The sequence below is a fragment of the Pseudoalteromonas sp. 2CM39R genome, assembly GCF_023161845.1.
Genome location: NZ_JALNTM010000040.1, coordinates 1 through 18,374, shown reverse-complemented (window position 1 = coordinate 18,374; position 18,374 = coordinate 1). Strand labels below are relative to the sequence as shown.

The 18,374-nt window shown below is 40.4% G+C and carries 15 protein-coding genes; 7 read left to right on the top strand and 8 right to left on the bottom strand.

Annotation, left to right across the window (positions count from 1 at the left end):
- The first annotated feature begins 93 nt into the window (after nucleotides 1–93).
- Nucleotides 94–621 (top strand): Spy/CpxP family protein refolding chaperone, encoded by a 528-nt coding sequence (locus MTF66_RS37080; protein WP_248530222.1) that lies wholly within the window; start codon nucleotides 94–96, stop codon nucleotides 619–621.
- A gap of 57 nt (nucleotides 622–678) precedes the next feature.
- Here MTF66_RS37080 and yacG read toward each other — a convergent pair whose 3' ends face one another.
- The 8 genes from yacG to nadC all read right to left on the bottom strand — a co-directional run bounded on the left by yacG (nucleotide 679) and on the right by nadC (nucleotide 8,920).
- Nucleotides 679–912, bottom strand: a complete 234-nt coding sequence (gene yacG, locus MTF66_RS37075) for a DNA gyrase inhibitor YacG (RefSeq protein WP_054562797.1) — start codon at nucleotides 910–912, stop codon at nucleotides 679–681.
- Nucleotides 913–985: 73 nt separating this feature from the next.
- Nucleotides 986–2,662, bottom strand: coding sequence for a type IV-A pilus assembly ATPase PilB (gene pilB / locus MTF66_RS37070; protein ID WP_058586632.1), 1,677 nt, complete (start codon nucleotides 2,660–2,662; stop codon nucleotides 986–988).
- 193 nt (nucleotides 2,663–2,855) lie between these two features.
- Nucleotides 2,856–3,455: a dephospho-CoA kinase gene (coaE, locus tag MTF66_RS37065; protein WP_248530221.1), complete on the bottom strand. Its 600-nt coding sequence runs from the start codon at nucleotides 3,453–3,455 to the stop codon at nucleotides 2,856–2,858.
- A 2-nt stretch (nucleotides 3,456–3,457) separates the two neighbouring features.
- Nucleotides 3,458–4,354 carry an A24 family peptidase gene (locus MTF66_RS37060; RefSeq protein ID WP_282454262.1) on the bottom strand — a complete coding sequence of 299 codons (897 nt, stop codon included), beginning with the start codon at nucleotides 4,352–4,354 and terminating at the stop codon, nucleotides 3,458–3,460.
- Between the two features lie 186 nt (nucleotides 4,355–4,540).
- Nucleotides 4,541–5,767, bottom strand: a complete 1,227-nt coding sequence (locus MTF66_RS37055; protein WP_248530220.1) for a type II secretion system F family protein — start codon at nucleotides 5,765–5,767, stop codon at nucleotides 4,541–4,543.
- Nucleotides 5,768–5,778: 11 nt separating this feature from the next.
- Nucleotides 5,779–7,089 carry an O-antigen ligase gene (locus MTF66_RS37050; protein WP_248530219.1) on the bottom strand — a complete coding sequence of 437 codons (1,311 nt, stop codon included), beginning with the start codon at nucleotides 7,087–7,089 and terminating at the stop codon, nucleotides 5,779–5,781.
- A gap of 42 nt (nucleotides 7,090–7,131) precedes the next feature.
- A complete protein-coding gene (locus tag MTF66_RS37045; protein ID WP_248530218.1) occupies nucleotides 7,132–7,578 on the bottom strand; it encodes a pilin in 447 nt (148 codons plus the stop codon).
- A gap of 493 nt (nucleotides 7,579–8,071) precedes the next feature.
- Nucleotides 8,072–8,920 carry a carboxylating nicotinate-nucleotide diphosphorylase gene (gene nadC, locus MTF66_RS37040; protein WP_248530217.1) on the bottom strand — a complete coding sequence of 283 codons (849 nt, stop codon included), beginning with the start codon at nucleotides 8,918–8,920 and terminating at the stop codon, nucleotides 8,072–8,074.
- Between the two features lie 187 nt (nucleotides 8,921–9,107).
- Here nadC and ampD point away from each other — a divergent pair, with 187 nt between their 5' ends.
- From ampD to lpdA, 6 genes are all read left to right on the top strand, one after another.
- On the top strand, nucleotides 9,108–9,650 hold the full coding sequence (ampD, locus tag MTF66_RS37035; RefSeq protein ID WP_248530216.1) for a 1,6-anhydro-N-acetylmuramyl-L-alanine amidase AmpD: 543 nt from the start codon (nucleotides 9,108–9,110) through the stop codon (nucleotides 9,648–9,650).
- Between the two features lie 21 nt (nucleotides 9,651–9,671).
- On the top strand, nucleotides 9,672–10,523 hold the full coding sequence (ampE, locus tag MTF66_RS37030; protein WP_248530215.1) for a beta-lactamase regulator AmpE: 852 nt from the start codon (nucleotides 9,672–9,674) through the stop codon (nucleotides 10,521–10,523).
- Nucleotides 10,524–11,116: 593 nt separating this feature from the next.
- Nucleotides 11,117–11,866, top strand: a complete 750-nt coding sequence (gene pdhR, locus MTF66_RS37025; RefSeq protein ID WP_036965924.1) for a pyruvate dehydrogenase complex transcriptional repressor PdhR — start codon at nucleotides 11,117–11,119, stop codon at nucleotides 11,864–11,866.
- Nucleotides 11,867–11,950: 84 nt separating this feature from the next.
- A complete protein-coding gene (gene aceE, locus MTF66_RS37020) occupies nucleotides 11,951–14,617 on the top strand; it encodes a pyruvate dehydrogenase (acetyl-transferring), homodimeric type (protein ID WP_058586623.1) in 2,667 nt (888 codons plus the stop codon).
- Nucleotides 14,618–14,626: 9 nt separating this feature from the next.
- Entirely contained in the window at nucleotides 14,627–16,525 is a 1,899-nt protein-coding gene (gene aceF / locus MTF66_RS37015) for a pyruvate dehydrogenase complex dihydrolipoyllysine-residue acetyltransferase (RefSeq protein ID WP_248530214.1), read from the top strand.
- 188 nt (nucleotides 16,526–16,713) lie between these two features.
- Nucleotides 16,714–18,138, top strand: coding sequence for a dihydrolipoyl dehydrogenase (gene lpdA, locus MTF66_RS37010; RefSeq protein ID WP_054562783.1), 1,425 nt, complete (start codon nucleotides 16,714–16,716; stop codon nucleotides 18,136–18,138).
- Nucleotides 18,139–18,374 lie beyond the last annotated feature (236 nt).

Genomic DNA, 18,374 nt, shown 5'->3' with positions numbered 1-18,374 from the left:
ACACTGGTTTGCGTTCCTTTGCATTGAATTAGTTATAGTTAACCCATCAGTCGGAAACGACAACAGAGCACAACCCAACAAAAGGTAATGATTATGACTATTTCAAATAAGCTTTCTAAATTCGTACTTGTTTGTGGTTTAGCAGCAGCCAGTGTAGGTGCTACTTCAGCAATGGCGAAAGGAGACTTTAACCGTGGTATGAACCCACAGGCTCGTTTTTTACTTTCTGAGCGTGGTATTGATAAATTACAACTAACCGTAGAGCAGCAAACGCAACTTAAAGCAATTTTTGCCGAGCAGAAAACACAATTTGAAGCACTGCGTGGCGATAAAGATGCAATGAAAGCCGCTCGTGCTGCACACAAAGAGAAAATGGATGCGTTATTAGCAACAAAAGTATTTGACGAAAATGCCGCATTAGAGCTGATTAAAGCGCGCCAAGAAAAAGGCCAGCAGTTTGCAATGCTAAAAATGAAATCTGACCATGCGATTTGGCAGGTTTTAAATGCTGAACAGCGCGAAAGCTATCAAGAGATTAAAAAGCACCTGCGTAAAAAAGGTCACAAAAAGGGCCACCATGGTCATCGAGGCGAACGCAAAGCTGAGAGTTCTGAAGGTTAAAAGTGATAGGTTATATTAAAAAATGCGGCAAATGCCGCATTTTTTGTATTTGATGCTTTATTCTTTAAAGAATGAATCATCGTTTTTAGCCAGCATTGCTTCGATATCTTCAATCATATCTTGGCTCAAATCATTAGCATTGCTAATTGGACTAGAAATTTTATTGTTTTCAAACGACCACTCACCTAAATCTATTAGCTGGCAGCGTTTTGAGCAAAATGGACGATGCGGGCTTTGCTCTGACCATTCAACTTTGGCTTTGCATGTTGGGCAGTTTACAACTGTTGGCATGGAATAACTCTCAAATAAGCACTTTTGTCAGATCTTACTGAACAGTTAGCTGATAATCCAGTAACGAATTTGTTTAGAAACTCGTTACTCGGTTTATTTCTGCCAAAGAGGTAACACCATCGGCGGCTTTTTTCAGGCCAGATAAACGCAGATCATTAAAGCCTGAGCGCAGTGCTACTTCAGCGATTTCGAGTGAGTTACCACCACGCATAATAATTTGCGCTATTTCAGGGGTAATTTGCATTACTTCGTAAATACCCACTCGACCTTTATACCCTTCAGTACAGCTGTCGCAGCCTTTTGGTGCGAATAACTGAACCTCATTGAGCTTGTCTTTATCAAAACCTTGGCGAATCAATTCTTCATCAGGTAGTTTTTCTGGTGTTTTACACTTAGGGCAAAGTCGTCTTGCTAGACGCTGCGCAATAATAAGGCTGATAGAGCTTGCTACGTTATAAGCAGGAACACCCATATTTAAAAGACGAGTAAGAGTTTCTGGTGCAGAGTTTGTATGCAGAGTTGATAATACCAAGTGACCTGTTTGCGCCGCTTTAATTGCTATTTCAGCGGTTTCAAGGTCACGGATCTCACCAACCATTACTACGTCAGGATCTTGTCGTAAGAAAGCCTTTAGTGCATTGGCAAAGGTCATGTCTGCCTTTGGATTAATTTGTACTTGGTTAATCCCTTCAAGGTTGATCTCTACTGGATCCTCGGCAGTACTGATATTACGTTCTGGCTGGTTAAGAATATTCAAACCAGTATAAAGTGATACCGTTTTACCAGAGCCTGTTGGACCGGTTACTAAGATCATGCCTTGTGGCTGCTCAAGCGCGTCCATGTAGAGTTTTTTCTGCTCTGGCTCATAACCAAGCACATCGATACCTAGCATAGCACTTGATGAGTCGAGAATACGCATAACGATTTTCTCGCCCCAAAGGGTAGGCAAGGTACTTACACGGAAGTCGATACTTTTACGTTCAGTAATTTTAAGCTTAATACGGCCATCTTGGGGTTTACGTTTTTCTGCAATATCTAATCGTGACATAACCTTGATACGCGCAGATAAACGGCTCGCTAAGCTATTTGGCGGACTTGCCATTTCATGCAAAATACCATCGATACGAAAACGCACACGGTAGCGGTGTTCATAAGGCTCAAAGTGTAGATCTGATGCACCTTTTTTAATTGCGTCCATCAAAATTTTATTGATGTAAACGATAATAGGGGCATCGTCTTTATCTTCATCTTTGCTAGCTAAGTCGCGAGGGGCTTCTGTTTCAAGCTCACCAAGTTCTTTAAACTCATCTTCACTTAAATGTAAGCCACCTGCGGCATCAAGTAATTGCTCAATTTTGTTTTCAAGTTGTGTGTAATCAACAACGACCACTTCGCATGAAAGGCCAGTACTAAATTCAAAGTTTTCAAAGGCACCGTAGTCAGTTGGATCTGAGGCGGCAATGTAGAGCTTACGGCCCTTTTTAACTAGAGGTAAAATGTGGTGCTCACGAATTAGTTTATCTTTAACTAGCTCTTCGCTAATGTTCGCAACGTCAAAGTCTTTGATGTCAAAATAAGGCACACGGAAAAGGTCTGTACATTGCTCTGCGAGCTCATGGCCAGCCATTCCACATGTTTTAGAAATAAGCTCTGCAGTAGAGTTATATTCGCGCTGCTTTGATTTTACGGTCTCTGCATCAATGCGACCGAGTGTAATAAATTTTCGAAGTAGCGGTGAGTTTATATTCATTGCGCACCTAGATTGATCCTTTGTTGCCACAATCTAACAGAAAAAGTAAGGCTATTACATCAGTCTTGTCTGATTTTAGAAAAATTGCAAAAAAAATTAACCTAAAACTCAGTTGTTTAGAGTGCGAGTTGGTACTTTTGTATTGGTTTTGGGATCTTCTATTAAATGAGAATCTATAAATAAAATCAATAGCCTAGTGAGAGTGTATTAGATACTTTTCATGCAGTTTTTGCACATCCGTTTTTACTTCTTCAAGAGGGCGGTTATTATCTAAAGTATCAGCAGCTTTTTGTTGTTTATCAGCTCTGCTCATTTGTGAAGCGATAATTTGCTTAGCTAATTCTACAGAGACATTATCACGGGCTGTAGTTCTTGTTATTTGTACATCAACCGGAACGTCAATTAGCAAGGTATGGTTGCAGTATTTTTCTAAGCCATTTTCAAAAAGTAAGGGAGCAACTAAGATGACATAATTGCTGGTGGCTTGCTTTAATTGGCTCAGCATTGATTCTCGAATAAGTGGGTGCAACAAATTATTTAGCCATTGCTTTTGTGATTCATCAGCAAAGATAATTGCTCTTAGTTTTGCGCGATCAAGCGTGCCGTTACTCGTGAGTATTTCATCACCAAAATGTACTGTAATTTTTGTAAGGCCAGCTGAGCCAGGCTCGACGACTTCTCTGGCAACTATATCGGCATCAACAACCTGAATACCAAGCTCTTCAAACATGGCGCTTACTGCACTTTTGCCTGAGCCAATACCACCGGTTAGCCCTAAAACCCAGTTTGCCATAATTAGTAACCTAAATAGTTAAAGTAATAACTTTTAATTTGCTCACCCCAAAGCAAGGTGACCCATCCTGCGATGGCGAGGTAGGGCCCAAATGGGATTGGCGTGGTTTTGTCTTTACCTTGAATAATGATTTGCGCAATGCCGATGATGGCTCCGACGACGCTTGATAACAGTACGATAGTTAAAATATCTTGCCAGCCAAGTAGCGCACCAAACACGGCTAATAGTTTAAAGTCGCCATAACCCATGCCTTCTTTACCCGTAGCAAGTTTGAATAACCAATAGACACTCCATAAGCTCAGGTAGCCAACTGCTGCGCCGATAATGGCATCGCTCGGTGCAATGGTAATATCCATAGTGGCAGCAATCAGCGCTAGCCAAACGAGTGGCAGGGTGAGCTGGTCGGGCAATAACATGTGATCTACATCGATAAAAGTTAATGCAACTAAAAACCAAGTAATCAAAATATAAAGAAGAGCAAGCTTTGTCGGGCCAAAAACAGCAGCAACAATTAAACTTAAAACCGCTGTAAGCATTTCAACAATAGGGTATCGTACAGAAATCGGTGTTTGACAATTTGCACAGCGACCTTTTAGTAATAACCAACTTAGCACAGGGATGTTTTGCCAAGCTTTGATCGGCGCTTGGCATTTAGGGCAGGTCGAATTAGGTTTTACTAAATTAAAGGGAGCTTGTTCTGTTTGCTGTTTTGAATTGAGCTCATCGGCCAATACTATACGGCACTCAGTTTGCCATTCTCTTTTCATCATCAGTGGTAAACGATAAATCACCACATTTAAAAAGCTGCCAATACACAGGCTTACTAAGCCTACAGTCAAAAAATAAAACCACTGCTGACTTTGCATCGCAGTGGTTATATCAAGAAAAAAGTTTTCCATTAAAATACCTAACTTCAGGCCGTTTACAGGCCGATATTATTTCGCCGTGTTGAACTATTTTTATTATTTATTTTATGTAGTAAGTTATCAACTAGCGTTTATAGTTTTGCTTACAGCTTACAGCTTACAGCTTACAGCTTACAGCTTACAGCTTACAGCTTACAGCTTACAGCTTACAGCTTTGTGTTAAATCACCGAACCTAATTGGAATATAGGCAAGTACATAGCAACAATTAAACCACCAACGAGCACACCTAATACAGCCATAATCAGGGGCTCAAGTAAGCTTGATAAACCATCAACGGCATCATCAACTTCTTGTTCATATATCGTTGCTACTTTAGCAAGCATACCATCAAGTGAACCCGACTCTTCACCAATAGCAACCATTTGCACCACCATATCAGGGAAGATTTTAGCGTTTTTCATCGCCCAGTTCATTAAGTTACCTGAACTTACTTCAGCTTTAATCTCTAAAATAGCATAACGGTATACTGCATTACCTGAAGCGCCTGCGGCGGAATCAAGTGCATCGACTAATGGAACACCGGCAGCAAAGGTGGTTGATAAAGTACGAGCATAACGAGCAACCGCTGCTTTATTTAAAATCATACCAATGACAGGCAGTTTTAATATGGCTCTATCGTTAGCATCTCTGAGTTTTTTACTTTTAAGTAGTGCTTCTTTGTAAACATAACCTGTAGCGACAACAGCAATAAGTATCATCCACCAGTATTCTTGCATAAACTCAGAAATACCAATCACCATAAGGGTAAATGCAGGTAATTCAGCGCCAAAACCATTAAAAATATCTTGGAATTGCGGCACAACGAAGATAAGCAGAATTGACGTAACGATTAAAGCAACCACTAACACCGCAACGGGGTAAAACATGGCTTTTTTGATTTTTGACTTTAATGCCTCAGCCTTTTCTTTATAAAGTGCTACTCGGTCAAATATTTTATCGAGGGCGCCTGATTGCTCGCCAGAGGCTACCAGATCGCAATATAAATCATCGAAGTGTCGTGGATGTTTGCGAAGAGCTTGAGAAAGTGGCACACCCGCTTTTACTTCATCGCCAATTCCTTCCATTAATTTGGTGACACTTTTATTCTTTGTGCCAGAAGCAATCATTTCTATTGTTTGTATTAAAGGAACGCCTGCAACGAGCATAGTTGCGATTTGACGAGTTATTAGAGCAATATCTTTTGCTGTTATCTTCTGAACTCTTGTTCCAAATAATGGTTTCGGTTTACGCTTTACTTTAGAGGGCGTAATACCTTGCTTTCTAAGTTGAGCTTTTACAAGAGCGATACTTTCACCAGATAGTTCACCTTCTAATTTTTTACCTCTGACGCTAACGCCAACCCACTGAAAGGTGTCTATCTTTTTATGTTCTGTTTGTTTTGACATTTTCTATCCTATCACTGGAATAGTTCACAATTAGAGAGGGAAACTTGACCATTAGACCAAAAGTTTGGTCCAAATGGAAAATTACTCAAGCAGTTGAAGCTAATAGCTGAAAGAATTAAATAAGCCCCAATAACTATATATATCGAATAATAAATATTACTCTTCGGCTTTTCCAGTAAGTTTTTTGTATTTGTTGAGCCTAATAAAAAACCTATAGATAAAAACACAAAAGTTTGAGACATTGGCATTACTAGTGTTCCACTAACAAAAGATAGTAATAGCAATGAAATCAGAGTAAGAAATGATATTTTAAACTCATTTGTGTGTTTGTTTTCTTTTATGTGTTTTATTGATTTGAAGATTACTTTATTCAAAATGTACATCAAAGTAATAGTGAAGAGTAACCCCCAATCATGAATTAATGATAAGAATATATTGTGAGGGTGGCTCAAGCTATATTTAGTGTAACTGTATGTGCCAGCTCCATTTCCTACAAAGAGAGTTTTTATATCAAAGCCTCTAATTGTTTCAATCCATATTTCTATTCTGCCTGAACTCGTTTCCCTAAATAAACTTTTATCAAATGAGCTGGGAGGCTGAAGGTATAAGTATAAAATATATAGGGAAATAGATAAAGTTAGGGCTTTAAAGATAAAATTTAATTCTTTTCTTTTAATTATTTTAATGTAACAACCTAAAAATAAAGTAATTAGCGTTGCAAGCAATGCTCCTCTAGCAGAGCTAATAAAGATAATAAGTAAATTAAGAGTTAGAGATATAAGAGCGATACTTTGATACTTCTTGTTTTTTATAAAAAATAAGGAGTAAAAAATAAAAACCAGTTGTAACTGGTTGAAAAATCTTATGTTGTAAAATCCTGCAAAAACCCCGTCTGATGGGAAAACTATATTGTCACTTAAATAAAAAAAGAAATTTAATAAAAAGTATCCTGATAAGAATATGCTAATAGCTATTGAAGTTTTAAACAATAAGCTTGAACCTCTTATAGTTTCCATTCCGATAACTATAATTCCAAGTAGAAATATATAGTGTAAAATTAATAAACTAGAATAAAAGCTGTTCTCACTAAAAAAAACGCTTAAAAAGGCCAAGAAAAAAAGCAGTGCTAGTGTCAGCTGAAGTTTACAACTAATTTTAGAGTAATTTACTTTGGTAATGAGGGGGGCACATAAGGCTAATAAAACAATCTGAGCTGCTCTTTTTTCATTGAAAAGCCCGAGGTAGAAAGAGTCTAAAAAAGGGATTGAGCAGACTAATAAAAAAATTGGAATATAAAAATTTTTTAGGGAGATTGTTAACATTTTTTGAAGAAGCCCAAAATAGGGCTTCTCATATTAATTTAATTAGCTTTTACGGCAATTTTGAGGAACGTATTTATTCAAAGTAGAATCGCTTATTTCACAAGACCAGCTTACACTTCCAGTAGTGGCTGATGGAGTAAAAACAAGAGTTCCACTATCAAGAGCCGATACAGAAGTTCCTTGTATCGCTGCAGTAATTACACCATTTGTTCCAACAGTTACTGACTCTACATAAGTTGAAGAGATGTTTGAGGCTGTATCAATTCCTACTTTTGCATTGCTGCCACAATCAGCTGCAGATCCTGAAGAAATGATACATTCACTTACTGCTGTTTTAGCTGAACCTGCAAATGTAATTACTTCACTCATTTTAGCTCGCGTTGTGTAATCTTGATACGCAGGAAGTGCTACTGCAGCAAGAATACCGATGATTGCAACTACAATCATTAATTCAATTAGGGTGAAACCCTGTTGGTTTTGTTGTGTCATTTGTTCCTCTCCTAAAGGATATGATGATTTAGTAAGTTTAGCTGTAACTTCAGCGTTGTAAAACCACAGCTCAATTTACAGGATAAATCTTACAGTTTTACTTAAAACTACTTTTATTAACCTTTAAATGTTAACAAAGCAGCAAAAACTTTACTTGTTAAGCGTGTATAAATTTACTTTAGCATCAATAAATGTTTTTGGAAGCTATTTTCCTGTTCAGTAAGCAGTTTTTCAGAACTTTCCTACCTTTGTTTGATGTAAAATAAGCTTAGTTACACATATTTGTACTATTTATAGACACCGCATCCTTGCAGGAACTTATTGAATTGATTGCAATCTTGTGTAGGTTCAGGACGTGCGTATACAAAATAGTCAAAAGCGCTGAAAAGATATTGATTTTTTGTTATCTGTTCAGGCTTTTGATGTATTTAATGCTTTTTTTATTTTCTTGTCAACGAATTAGGTAAAACATTAAATACGTACAGGAGAAATTTTAGCCGTTGAACCTCATTGAAAGATCGATTGATTGTAAATTTTTTGTAAGTGCGCCACTTGAAATAAAGTCAACACCGGCCTGTGAATAGGCTTTTAAGGTTTCAAGGGTCATGTTGCCAGATACCTCAAGCTTTGCTCGCTTGTCTGTTAGCACAACTGCTTGTTGAATTTGCTCTACCGTAAAGTTATCAAGCATGATGATATCAGCACCAGCTGTGATCGCTTGTTCAAGCTCAGCAAGTGACTCTACTTCTACTTCAACTGGTTTAGTCGGGTGGTTTAATTTAGCTTGAGCGACTGCTTTATCAATACCACCACAGGCTGCAATGTGGTTTTCTTTGATTAGGAACGCATCAAAAAGGCCGATGCGATGATTCGCGCCACCACCACATTTCACAGCGTATTTTTGTAGTGCACGTAAACCAGGAATTGTTTTGCGCGTGTCGAGTAGCTGCGTAGTCGTGCCTTCAAGCTCTTTTACATAATGAGCGGTTGTTGTTGCTGTACCTGATAGTGTTTGTACAAAGTTAAGGGCTGTGCGCTCTGCGGTTAAAATAGCACGCGCTGAGCCTGATGCTGTAAATAATGTACTATTTGCTGCTACTTTATCACCGTCATTTACGAGTACTTTAACGTTTACTGTAGGGTCAACTTGCTTAAAAACTTCTAAAATAATGTCTTTACCACAAAATACACAGTCTTCACGAGTAATTACTTTGGCATTGGCTAGCTCGTTTTCTGGAATTAGTTGCGCGGTAATATCACCGTCATTTGCGCTTTGGTAATCTAAATCTTCATCAAGGGCGAGTTTTACCAGTTGGCTAATTAAAGTGTGAGGGACTGACATGTCGAAAGCTCATTGTTTATTAATAAATTGGCGAAATTTTACTATGTTTAACCCCTTAATAGAAGATAAAGATCGGCCACAGTCAAGTATCCTTACTCTTACTTTAAGTGATTGAATTAAAGCAACTAGACCCTGAGATTTTAACCCTTTACACTATTTAACTTTATTGTCATCGTTAGTTTTTAATATGCATATAAATGAATTGGGCCAATTAAACAATGTGTTACAAAGGCCCTGTACACATTACGATGAGCGTCCTGAGGGCGAGGTTTCATTACTTGTTATTCATAATATTTCATTGCCAGCAGGGGAGTTTGCCACGCCTTATGTTGATGATTTATTTATGGGGGCAATTGATTGTACGGCACATGAAAGCTTTGCAGATTTAAAAGGTTTAAGAGTGTCTGCGCATTGCTTCATTCGCCGTACCGGCGAAGTTATTCAGTACGTGCCTTTTGAAAAACGAGCTTGGCACGCCGGTATCTCAACGTTTGAAGGCAGAGAGCGCTGTAATGATTTTAGCGTGGGCATTGAGCTTGAAGGTACAGATACGCAAGCGTATACCCAAGCCCAGTATAATGCATTACACTTAGTGACTAAGGCGTTGATGGCAAAGTACCCTGAGATAGACCGTTCACGCATTGTTGGTCATTGTGATATTGCTCCGGGCAGAAAAACTGACCCAGGTGCGAGTTTTGATTGGCAATACTATTTTGATTTAGTGTTTTAGTTAAAGGATATAGGTAAAAGCATGATCTTAATTTCAATAATTATTGCTTTGGTTATTGAGCGTTTAGGTGCTCGCGCTGATTATTGGCAAATTGGGTTTTATGCCAATACTTATCTAAAGCACTCGCAAAAACAACTCTCAGAAAAAGGCTTATTTAATTCGCCAATTGGTTTTTTGATTTGGTTAATGCTGCCTGTCGTTGCCGCAGGTTTAGTTTATCAATTCTCTGATTTTATTATTTGGCAGCTGGCTGTGAATGTTGCTGTGCTGCTGGTTTGTTTTGGCTGTGCTAAGCAACGTGCTTTATATAAGTCTTACTTAAATGCGTTAACCCGCAACGATCAAGAAGCGGCTACCTTATTTGCATTACAAATGGGCCAAAAGAAGACAGAAGATGAGCCTCATGGTGAAACTTTTGGCCAAACCTTAGCTTGGTTAAATTTTCGCTTTTACTGTGCAGTTATTTTTTGGTTTGTGGTTTTAGGTGTACCTGGCGCGGTTCTTTATGCGCTAGTTCGAACCTTTGCTGATAAAGTCAGAGACGACCATCAAGTGGCTTACGCTAGACGTTTTAAACTGATCCATAGCTTACTATTTTGGCTCGATTGGTTACCAGCACGGGTTGCAAGCTTTGGATATTTAGTGATTGGTAACTTTAATAAAGGTACCAGTTGTTGGCTCAAGTATGTGCTCGACTTTACAGTGAGTAACCGAAAAGTAGTTACGCAAACTGCACTTGCCGCTGAGCAAATTGAGCAGCAACATTTTGGCTGCACTTACGAAGCCACTTGCATGATGAAGCTTGTAAAAAGAAATGTATTGTTCTTTTTAGTGATCATCGCAGCATTAACCCTGTTTGGTGGCTTGGCGTAGAGTGTAAAGTTAGCGAGTTGCGAGAGGTAGGACTGGCTTTAGCCGGGAATGGGTCTGCAAGTTTCAAGAGTAAAGCTTGTAGGAAAGATTCTAGTCATGAATCTCTGCGGTTGCACTTCGATTGAGTTTTAATTTTTCAGCACTGAAGTGCATCCTACTTCGAATATTTTTCAGCATTCAATTCAACGATGCGGGGTAAACCCGCTGCTACAAAGCTGCTCAATTCAACTAACATCTAAAACCTGACCTCTAAAAGCTTTTGTCGCGGGGTAAACCCGCTGCTTCAAAGCTGCTCAATTCAACTAACATCTAAAACCTGACCTCTAATAGCTTTGTCTATCAATCTGGTCTGACCATTTATTTTTTATTGTTTTTTCCTTCAGAAAAAGCCACTTTAATCCATACTGTTTAATCTTTAGACGAATTACGTTAGGGTGTAACTAGGCGCTGAACGTAGTGAAATTGACAGAAATACGGGTTTTTGATAACGTATGCGACAAATTTGGTATGACCAATTTACCTTTTTGGTCAAAGCACAAGGCTAAATACCCGATATTTATGGGGTTAGCGCATAACAATGCGGACGTTAATAAATGTCTTTAAAGATTAAAGCAGCAAAATTATCTGATGTAATTTTACAACAACTTGAGAATATGATTCTTGAGGGGTCGTTAGCGCCAGGCGAAAAGCTGCCTCCTGAACGTGAATTAGCGAAACAATTTGAAGTATCGCGACCTTCGCTGCGTGAGGCGATTCAAAAGCTAGAAGCTAAGGGGTTAGTAACGCGTCGCCAAGGTGGTGGAACGTTCGTAAAAAATCAGCTTGAAGAGGGGCTCACTGATCCGCTTTTTGATTTGATTAGTAAGCATCCAGAGTCACAATTTGATTTACTCGAATTTCGTCATGCCCTTGAAGGAATAGCAGCATATTATGCAGCTATGCGCGGCACAACGAATGACTTCAAAAAAGTAAAACAAAGCTTTGACAACATTGCGCTCGTTAATGACGACATTGTGCAAAAAGCAAAAGCAATTAATGCATTCCATTTTAGTGTGGCTGAAGCGTCTCATAACGTTGTACTGCTACATTTAGTTCGTGGTATGCAGGCCTTGCTAGAGCAAAATGTATTACAGAATTTAACTGTACTGTTAAAAAAACCACAGATCAGCCAGCAGCTCGCAGAACATAGACGACTGTTGATGGATGCGGTTATTGAAGGAAACCCAGAGCAAGCACGTCTTGCTAGTAATGCTCACTTAGCCTTTATCGAAGAAGCCTTACTTGAGGCTGGCAAAGAGCATTCGCGGATTGAACGTAGTTTAAGACGCACCAAACAACATTAAGCAAGTGATTAGCTAAGTTTAGTTAACTACTTAATTTAAGATTTATTAAAATAATTAGTATTTTAAACATAAGGAAACCTCCATATGTCTGAAGTCAATAAAATTGACGTAGACGCGCTAGAAACACAAGAGTGGTTACAAGCCCTTGAGTCTGTTGTGCGTGAAGAAGGTGTTGAACGTGCTCAATTCTTACTTGAGCAAGTGTTAGAGCAAGCCCGTTTAGACGGTGTTGATATGCCTACTGGCACAACCACTAACTACGTTAATACCATTCCGGTAGATCAAGAACCTGCTTACCCAGGTGACGTAAATATTGAACGTCGTATTCGTTCAATTATTCGTTGGAATGCGATCATGATCGTATTACGCGCGTCGAAAAAAGATCTAGACTTAGGCGGCCATATGGCTTCTTACCAGTCTTCAGCTGCATTCTATGAAGTATGTTTTAACCACTTCTTCAAAGCACCAAACGATGTAGATGGCGGTGATTTAGTTTATTACCAAGGTCACATTTCTCCAGGTATCTATGCACGTGCATTTGTTGAAGGTCGTTTAACCGCTGAGCAGCTTGATAATTTCCGTCAAGAAGTTGATGGTAAAGGTCTTCCTTCATACCCACACCCTAAGTTAATGCCTGAATTCTGGCAGTTCCCTACGGTATCAATGGGTCTTGGTCCAATTGCCTCAATCTACCAAGCTCGTTTCTTAAAATACCTAGATGGTCGTGGCTTAAAAGACACTAAAAACCAACGTGTATACGCTTTCTTAGGCGATGGTGAAATGGATGAGCCAGAATCACGTGGTGCAATCTCATTCGCTGCGCGTGAGAAGCTAGATAACCTATGTTACCTAATTAACTGTAACTTACAGCGTTTAGATGGCCCTGTAATGGGTAACGGTAAGATCATTCAAGAGCTTGAAGGCCTATTCAAAGGTGCGGGCTGGAACGTGATTAAAGTTGTATGGGGTAGTGGTTGGGATATCCTACTTGCTAAAGATACATCAGGTAAATTACTGCAGTTAATGAACGAAACTATTGACGGTGATTACCAAACCTATAAAGCAAAAGACGGTGCATATGTTCGTGAGCACTTCTTCGGTCGTTACCCAGAAACAGCTGCACTTGTTGCTGATATGACTGATGAAGAAATCTTCGCACTTAAGCGTGGTGGTCATGAGCCTTCAAAACTTTACGCTGCATTCAAAAAAGCGGAAGAAACCAAAGACCGTCCAACTGTGATCCTAGCTAAAACTGTAAAAGGTTACGGCATGGGTGAAGCGGCTGAAGGTAAAAACATCGCGCACCAAGTTAAGAAAATGGACATGACTCATGTTGAGCACCTACGTTCACGTTTAGGTCTACAAGATTTAGTTTCTGATGAAGAAATTAAAGACTTACCATATCTTACTCTTGAAGAGGGCTCTGAAGAGTACAAGTATCTTCACGCTCGCCGTGAAGCGCTACAAGGTTACACACCTAAGCGTATTCCTAAGTTTTCTGAAAGCTTAACATTGCCAGAAGTTGACGCGTTCAAGCCACTACTTGAAGAGCAAAAACGTGACATCTCTACAACAATGGGCTTTGTACGTGCACTTAACGTGTTACTAAAAGACAAAGGCATTGGTAAAAACATCGTTCCTATCATCGCTGATGAAGCGCGTACATTTGGTATGGAAGGTTTATTCCGTCAAATCGGTATTTACAACCCGCATGGCCAAAACTACACACCACAAGACCGTGACATCGTTTCTTACTATAAAGAAGCAACATCAGGTCAGGTACTACAAGAAGGTATCAACGAGTTAGGTGCAATGTCTTCATGGGTTGCTGCTGCAACATCATACAGCACTAACGATTTACCAATGATCCCATTCTACATCTACTACTCAATGTTTGGTTTCCAACGTGTAGGTGATATGGCGTGGATGGCCGGTGACCAACAAGCACGTGGTTTCTTACTAGGTGCTACGGCTGGTCGTACTACACTAAACGGTGAAGGTTTACAGCACGAAGATGGTCACAGCCACATTCTTGCTAACACGGTTCCTAACTGTATTTCTTATGACCCTACATTTGCGTTCGAAGTAGCGGTAATCATGCAAGACGGTATCCGTCGCATGTACGGTGAAGACCAAGAAAACGTGTTCTATTACCTAACGCTAATGAACGAAAACTACCATCAACCAGCAATGCCAGAAGGCGCTGAAGAAGGTATTCGTAAAGGTATCTATAAACTTGAAACTGTGGCTGGCGATAAAGCGAAAGTACAGTTACTAGGTTCAGGTACTATCATGATTGAAGTGCGTAAAGCGGCACAAATCCTGAGCGAAGAGTATGGTATTGGTTCAGATGTATTCTCTGTAACATCATTCAACGAGTTAACTCGTGACGGTCAAGACGCTGAGCGTTTCAACATGCTTAACCCTGAAGCAGAGCAAAAGACTGCTTACATCACGAACGCATTAACTGATGCCGTGACTGTTGCAGCAACAGACTACATGAAGAACTACGCAGAACAAGTTCGTTCATTCGTACCAAGCAGCAACTACAAAGTGTTAGGCACTGATGGTTACGGTCGTTCTGATAGCCGTGAAAACTTACGTCGTCACTTCGAAGTGAATGCTGGTTATGTTGTGGTTGCAACACTATCTGAGCTTGCTAAACGTGGTGAAGTTGAGAAGTCAGTGGTTGTTGAAGCAATCAAGAAATTCGACATCGACACAAACAAAGTTAACCCGCTATACGCATAAGAGGTTCCAATGAGTATTGAAATTAATGTACCAGATATCGGTGGCGATGAAGTTGAAGTAACCGAAATCCTTGTTAGCGTTGGTGATAAGGTTGAGGTTGACCAATCGTTATTAACGGTTGAAGGCGACAAAGCATCAATGGAAGTACCTGCTGCACAAGCAGGTACGGTTAAAGAAATTAAAGTAGCTGAAGGTGATACGGTAACGACGGGTTCACTTATCATGATCTTCGAAGGTGAAGAACAAGCTGCGGCTCCTGCAGAGGCTAAAGAAGAAGCGCCAGCTCCAGCAGCTGCGCCTGCAGCTTCTGCTACACAGGAAGTAACTGTGCCAGATATCGGCGATGATGAAGTTGAAGTAACTGAAATCATGGTTGCGGTAGGTGACACGGTTGAAGAAGAGCAATCTTTATTAAGCGTTGAAGGCGATAAAGCATCAATGGAAGTACCTGCTCCAATCGCGGGTACGGTTAAAGAGATCAAAATCGCGACTGGCGATAAAGTGAAAACGGGCTCTCTAATCTTCGTTTTTGAAACAGCTTCAAGCGGTTCAGAAGCGCCAGCTGCAGAATCAGCACCAGCTGAAGCGGCGCCGACAGCAGCGGCATCAAGCACTAAAGAAGTTAATGTGCCTGATATCGGTGGTGACGAAGTTGAAGTAACCGAAGTGATGGTTGCTGTTGGCGACAAGGTTGAAGAAGATCAATCAATCTTAAACGTTGAAGGCGATAAAGCATCAATGGAAGTACCAGCACCATTTGCTGGTACTGTTAAAGAAATCAAAGTAGCTGCTGGGGATAAAGTATCAACTGGCTCACTTATCTTTGTATTTGAAGTAGCGGGTACTGCACCAGCTGCAGCGGCACCTGCTCCTGCAAAAGCTGAAGCAGCGCCTGCTCCTGCAGCAAAAGCGCCTGCGGCTGAAAAGCCTGCATCAGCACCTGCAAGCAACGAAGGTTTTGCAGATAACAAAGCGTATGCACATGCATCGCCTGTTGTACGTCGTTTAGCGCGTGAGTTTGGTATTAACCTAGCAAACGTAAAAGGCACGGGTCGTAAGAATCGTGTTGTTAAAGAAGACGTACAAAACTACGTGAAAGATCTTGTGAAGAAAGTTGAGTCAGGTCAGCTATCAGCAGGTAAAGGTAATGCCGGTGGTGGTGAGTTAGGTCTTATCCCTTGGCCTAAGGTTGATTTTGCTAAGTTTGGTGAAATTGAAGAGAAGAAACTTTCTCGTATCCAGAAGCTATCAGGTGCTAACTTACATCGTAACTGGGTGCAAATCCCGCATGTTACACAGTTTGACGAAGCTGATATCACAAGCCTTGAAGCATTCCGTAAAGAGCAAAATGCCCTTGCAGAGAAGAAAAAGCTGGGTGTTAAAATCACACCACTTGTATTTGTGATGAAAGCAGCGGCGAAAGCATTAGCTGAATTCCCAACGTTTAACTCTTCACTGTCTGAAGACGGCGAAAGCTTAATCTTGAAGAAATACATCAACATTGGTGTTGCAGTTGATACGCCAAATGGCTTAGTTGTTCCAGTGTTCAAAGATGTTGATAAGAAAGGCATCATTGAACTTTCTCGTGAGTTAATGGATGTTTCTAAGAAAGCACGTGACGGCAAACTAACTTCATCTGATATGCAAGGCGGTTGTTTCACAATCTCAAGCCTTGGTGGTATCGGTGGTACAGCGTTCACGCCAATTGTGAATGCGCCAGAAGTTGCTATCTTGGGTGTATCTAAGTCAGAAATGAAACCTAAGTGGAATGGCAAAGAGTTTGAACCTAAATTAATGGTTCCATTATCAATGTCATACGACCATAGGGTTATTGACGGTGCACTAGCAGCACGCTTTACTGTGACGCTAGCAAGCTACATGAGCGATATTCGTCAATTGGTGATGTAATCGTCTCATAATTTATAAGAATCAAATCCCAGCAAGTTGTTTTTTGCTGGGATTTTTACCATTGGCAATGATACAATCTTTGCCATAGAACAATCTTGGTATAGATATCTGCTCTCCCTTTCTGCCTTGCAGAAACATGGCAGTTAAACTTAGGGGCAGTGTCCCGTTCAAACATTTAAGGTAATAGCATGAGCAACGAATTAAAAACTCAAGTTGTTGTACTAGGCGGTGGTCCTGGTGGTTATTCTGCGGCTTTCCGTGCTGCTGACTTGGGCTTAGAAGTTACACTGGTAGAATCTCGCAACACATTAGGCGGTGTATGTCTAAATGTGGGTTGTATTCCTTCAAAAGCACTTTTACACGTAGCTAAAGTGATTGATGACGCAGCTGAAATGTCATCTCACGGCGTTACTTTTGGCAAGCCTGAAATCGACCTAGACAAAATCCGTGATTGGAAAGAGTCTGTAATCGGTCAACTAACTGGCGGCCTAGACGGCATGGCTAAAATGCGTAAAGTGAAAGTAGTTAGCGGCTACGGTAAATTCACTGGTAGCAACACACTTGCTGTTGAAGGTGAAGACGGTACAACAACAATCACTTTTGACAATGCTATTATTGCAGCGGGTTCTCAACCTGTTAACTTACCTTTCATCCCTGAAGATGACCGTGTAATTGACTCAACTGGTGCGCTAGAGCTTAAAGACGTTCCTGAGAAACTACTTGTTTTAGGTGGTGGTATCATCGGTCTTGAGATGGGTACGGTGTACCGTGCACTAGGTTCTGAAATCGACGTAGTTGAGTTTGCTGATCAATTAGTACCAGCAGCTGATAAAGACGTTATCAAGATCTACCAAAAATACGTTAAGAACAAGTTCAACGTAATGCTTTCTACTAAAGTTGTTGGCGTTGAAGCGAAAGAAGACGGTCTATACGTTTCATTCGAAGGTAAAAACGCACCAGCTGACGCAGTACGTTACGATAAAGTACTTGTTGCTGTTGGTCGTACACCTAACGGTAAATTACTAGACGCTGATAAAGCAGGCGTTAACGTTGATGAGCGTGGTTTCATCAATGTTGATAAGCAACTTAAAACAAACGTTGATCACATCTTCGCTATCGGTGATATCGTTGGTCAACCAATGCTTGCGCACAAAGCGGTTCACGAAGCTCACGTTGCTGCAGAAGTTATCTCTGGTCAGAAACACTTCTTCGATCCTAAGTGCATTCCTTCAATCGCATACACAGATCCAGAAATCGCATGGGTTGGTGTAACTGAGAAAGAAGCTAAAGAGCAAGGTTTAAGCATCGAAACTGCTGTATTCCCTTGGGCTGCTTCTGGTCGTGCAATCGCTTCAGCACGTACTGAAGGTCAAACTAAGCTAATCTTCGATAAAGACTCAGGTCGCGTTATCGGTGGTGCTATGGTTGGTATCAACGCAGGTGAAATGCTAGGTGAAATCGGCTTAGCAGTTGAAATGGGCGCAGACGGTGAAGACCTAGCGTTAACTATTCACGCTCACCCAACGTTAAACGAATCAATCGGTCTAGCTGCTGAAATCTTCGAAGGTTCAATCACTGACCTTCCAAACAAAAAAGCAGTTAAAAAGAAGTAAGTTCTTTTGACTAATCGTTTTAAAAACCCAGCTTCGGCTGGGTTTTTTGTTTTCTTAGAGGTTAGATATCAGATGTCAGTCGTTAGTTGATCGAGAGAGTTGTTTTATTTTTTGTAATTGAACAAAAGCTTGTTATACATGAAATGAATTATACTTGTTTAACCACTAACCACTAACCACTAACCACTAACCACTAACCACTAACCACTAACCACTAACCACTAACCACTAACCAC